Genomic DNA, 5,199 nt, shown 5'->3' with positions numbered 1-5,199 from the left:
CACCGCAACGGATCAGACCTATACCGGTGCGGTAAGCCTGAGCGGTGATGCCGTGCTGAGCGCGACCGGAGTGGGTGCTGCGATCACGCTCAATGACACCGTCGACGGTGCCCAGCGTTTGGAACTGGATGCCGATAGCGTCACGCTGTCGGGGCCTGTTGGCGGGACCACCGGGCTGACCGAGATAGTCTTTGATAAAGCCGCGACACTGGGCGTGGATATCACCGCCGGTATCCAGACGTTCATGGACAGTCTGACACTGAGTGACAACGTTACCCTGACGGGGGATGTCACTGCGCAGACAGTACAGGGTCCGTTTGCTCTGACGGTGTCAGGGGATGCCGATTTAAACAATCTGGTTGATATCAGCAGCCTGGATATCCAGGGTAATAGCAAACTGTTTGCCGGTGTTTATACCAGTGGCAGCCAGAACTACGGCGGTACGCTGTTGCTGGGTAATGATGCTGTGCTGAGGGGCACTTCGGTCACCACTCATGGAGTCAGCGGAGCGTATAACCTTACTCTGGATGGTGCCGCCGTCATCGATGGTGCTATTGATACCCGGAGTCTTGATGTTACGGGGCCAGCTAGTCTGGGGGCAGATGTCACTACTATTGCAGACCAGGTCTACATGGGCGCAGTGACTCTCACCGGAGATACATTACTGACGGGTGCTGGTCTTATCTTCAGCGATACTATTGATGGTGCTCACCGACTGGAACTGGATGCACCTGTTGTAAATCTGACCGGGGATATCGGCTCCATCCAGTCGCTGAATGAGATTGTCTTTGATCAGGGGGCAACGCTGGGGATTGATATCAATGCGGGTACTCAAACCTTTATGGACAGTCTGACGCTGAGCGATAATGTATCGTTAAAGGGTAATGTCACTGCGCAGACAATAAATGGTCCGTTTGCTCTGGCTGTGTCAGGGGATGCTGATTTAAACAACCTGGTTGATATCAGCAGCCTGGATATCCAGGGTAATAGCAAGCTGTTTGCTGATGTTAATACCAGTGCTACCCAGAGCTACGGCGGCACGCTGTTGCTGGGTAATGATGTTGTGTTGAGGGGCGCTTCTGTCACCACTCATGGAGTTAGCGGAGCATATAACTTTACAGTCGATGGTGCCTCCCTCATCGATGGTGCTATTGATACCCGGAGCCTCTATGTTTCGGGCCCCGTCAATCTGGGGGCGGATGTCACTACCATCACCGATCAGACCTATATGGGTGCAGTGACCCTCACCGGCGATGCGCTACTGAAGGGGAATACTGTTAATTTCGATAACACCGTTGATGGCGCTCACCGTCTGGAGCTGGATGCACTTGCCGTTAATCTGACCGGAGATATTGGTACAACCCAGTCGCTGAGTGAGATTGTCTTTGATCAGGCGACAACGCTGGGGGTCGATATTATTGCTGGCACTCAGACCTTTATGGACAGTCTGACGCTGAGTGACAAAGTCTCCCTGACGGGTGATGTTACTGCGCAGACAGTAAACGGTGCGTTTGCTCTGACTGTGTCAGGAGATGCTGATTTAAACAACCTGGTTGATATCAGCAGCCTGGATATCCAGGGTAATAGTAAGCTGTTTGCTGATGTTAATACCAGTGGTACCCAGAGCTACGGCGGCACGCTGTTGCTGGGTAATGATGTTGTGTTGAAGGGCGCTTCGGTCACCTCTCATGGTGTTAGCGGAGCATATAACTTTACAGTCGATGGTGCAGCCCTCATCGATGGTGCTATTGATACCCGGAGCTTCTATGTTTCGGGCCCCGTCAATCTGGGGGCGGATGTCACTACCATCACCGATCAGACCTATATGGGTGCAGTGACCCTCAACGGCGATGCGGTACTGAGGGGGAGTACGGTTAATTTCGATAACACCGTTGATGGCGCTCACCGGCTGGAGCTGGATGCACTTGCCGTTAATCTGACCGGAGATATCGGTACAACCCAGTCGCTGAGTAAGATTGTCTTTGATCAGGGGACAACGCTGGGGGTTGATATCAATGCGGACACTCAGACCTTTATGGACAGCCTGGTACTGACAGACAATGTTACGCTGGGCGGCAATGTCACTGCGCAGATGATAAATGGCCCGTTTAGCCTGACGGTTGACGGTAATGCTGATCTGAATGATGTTGTTTCGACAGATAGCTTATCCATCACAGGCTCAACCGATCTTGGTGATGATATCTCGACAGTCGCCGGCCAGGTTTACGGTGGGCCTGTTTCTTTGTCCGGCGATGTAAGACTGACCGGGTCCACTGTCGACTTTGCCAGTACGGTTGATGGTAATCATCGCTTGTTCCTGGACGCACAAGTTAGTCAGGGAGGGCGTATTGGCGGTAATCAACAACTTAATGAAATAGTCTTTAATAAAGCGGTTGATCTGAGTGCAGATATTTCGGCAGATGTACAGACCTATCTGAATCATATGAGCCTTAGTCAGGATGTCCTGCTGACAGGAGAGGTTACAACCCAGTCTGTTAGCGGTTTACATAACTTAGTTATTCATGGCAATGCCGACCTGGATGGGGATGTCGCTGTGGCTGATCTCTCAGTGAGCGGTCATTCCCGTTTGGGATCATTAGTGGATGCGGGAGGGATCACTATTGGTGGTGATGCCATCTTCGTGGACAGTGTTATGGCCGATAGTCTGGTAGTGGACGGAGCCAGTGATCTGGCTGCCGATATCACCACCACCGGTGCTCAGGCATATAATGGTGTCTTGCGGTTCAGTAAGGCAATTACTCTCACCGGGAGTGGCATCGATGTCAACGGTATGACGGGCGCTCATAATCTGGCTATTTCGGGCAACACTGCCCAGCATGGAGCTGTATCCGTCAAAGATCTGACCATCAGTGGCAATGCGGATTTCGCCTCTACCGTAGATGCCGGAGTTATTACGATTGGTGGTAATACTGCCATTACCGATACAGTGACTGCCGAGAGTCTGACGATTTCCGGAGAAACGCAGCTTGGCGCAGATGTCAGTACGGTTGCCTCGCAGACATATGGCGGTGCAGTTACGCTGACACAGGATGCGGTATTGTCAGCAACAACCATCAATTTTGACAGCACAGTGGATGGTAATCACCGGCTGGTACTGGATGCTGTTGTGAATATGTCTGCAGATGTAGGGGGGGGGCAACAACTGAGCGAAGTTGTCTTTACCCGGGCAACCGAACTGGCTGGTAATCTCTACGCCGGGGTGCAGACCTACATGAGTGATCTGACCCTCAATCATGATGCTGTTCTTAATGGTGATATTACGGCTCAATCGGTGATTGGGCCCCATAATCTGATGGTTAATGGTGATGCCGATCTGCAGGGTGTGGTGTCAGTGAATGACCTGACCGTCAGTGGGGACGGCGCATTTGCCGCGAGCGTTGATGCCAGCGTTATGAGTATTGGTGGAAATGCTCTGATTGAAGGCGCGCTAACCGCTGATAGTCTGACGGTTGGCGGCAGTAGTAATCTGGGTGCCGATATTCAGACAACAGGTGCACAGCGCTATGGGGGGGCTGTGACACTGGGCGATGAGATCACTCTTACTGGCTCCAGCATCACAGCTAATGGTGTGGCAGGCAGCCATAATCTGACCTTGAACGGTGATACGAATCTTCAAGGCGCGGTGGATGTTAATAATCTGTCAGTTAATGGCAGCGCCGCTTTTGGATCAACTCTGATTGCCGATATTATCAGTATTACCGGTAATACTGCTGCGTCGGATACCGTTACCGCAGGCAGTCTTGTGGTGGGTGGCGATGCAATACTCGCTGCGGATATCACCACTACCGGTTCGCAGAGTTATGCCGGGGTTGTGACTCTGGATAACGATCTCACCCTTTCAGGCACAACAATTACCGCAGGAGGCATGACGGGTACACGGGATCTTACCATTGATGGTGATGCAGCTATGCAGGGCGCCGTGTTTGTTCATGATCTTCTGGTGAGTGGCGATGCTGATTTTGGGGCTACGGTAGATGCCGGGGCTATCAATATTGACGGTAATACTTCCATTTCAGATGCGGTAAGCGCTGAAACTCTGATCGTGTCCGGAACCAGTGATCTTGCCGCCGCTATTACCACCACTGGCACTCAGGTATACAACGGTGCTATAGCACTGAGTGATACTGTTATTCTCAAGGGCACCACGATCACGGCTTCTGATATCAGTGGCGCACAAGATCTGACTATTACCGGTGATGCAAATCTGAAAGGTGCTGTATCTGTTAATGATCTGAGTGTCACGGGTAATACGGCGTTTCTATCCACTGTCAATGCCAGGGATATCAATATCGGCGGCAACAGTGTTATAGGCGATACAGTTTCCGCTGAGAGTCTGGTTATTCAGGGAACCACCGATCTGGGGGGAGATATCACCACGGTGGCCGGACAAGTGTTCGGAGGTGCGGTTACTCTGAGCAATGATTCTAACCTATCAGCTACAACCATTGATTTTAATAGTACGGTTGATGGCAATCACCGTCTGGTGCTGGATGCCGTCGTTAATCTGTCGGGTGATATGGGGGCAGATGAGGCCTTAAGTGAGGTTGTTTTCAACCGGGCGACCGATCTGGCTGTGGATATCTATGCAGGTGTGCAAACTTATATGAGCGGTTTGAGTTTGAGCCGCAATGTCACCCTGACCGGTGATGTCAGTGCACAATCCGTGACCGGGCCTCATCATCTGGTGGTGAGCGGTGATGCTGATCTGAACGGCGCAGTATCTGTCAGTGATCTGTCGGTTGGCGGCGCTGCAAATTTTGCATCGACAGTGCAGGCCCGGGACGTCCGAATTGCCGGCAACACAACGATTCACGATCTGGTCACCGCAGAGACTCTGGCCATTAGCGGAACCACCGATCTGGGAGCCGATATCGCCACTGTTGGCAGCCAGAGCTATACCGGTGAAGTCACCCTGAGCAAGGCTGTCCGGCTGTCGGGTACTAAGGTCAGCGCGAATCAGGTCTCAGGTCCATATAATCTGACCGTCGCCGCTGACGCTGATCTTCAGGGTGTGGTGTCAGTCAATGATCTGACCGTTGACGGCGATGCGACCATCGGCGCTGCGGTTAATGCCCAGGATATCTATCTGGGCGGTAACACCATTATTGAAGACCGGATTAACGCAACCCGTCTGGAGGTTGTCGGTACCACGGATCTGGGGGCCGATATCAGTACAAC

Annotated in this window: 1 protein-coding gene; it reads left to right on the top strand. The window is 52.3% G+C overall.

The features are described from left to right. Window positions 1–5,199 (top strand): beta strand repeat-containing protein (locus tag BMY09_RS22270; RefSeq protein ID WP_091362281.1); only part of this gene is annotated, 5,199 nt, incomplete at both ends.

Source organism: Amphritea atlantica (assembly GCF_900111095.1).
Classification (GTDB): domain Bacteria; phylum Pseudomonadota; class Gammaproteobacteria; order Pseudomonadales; family Balneatricaceae; genus Amphritea; species Amphritea atlantica.
This window is presented reverse-complemented; position numbering and strand designations above follow the sequence as displayed.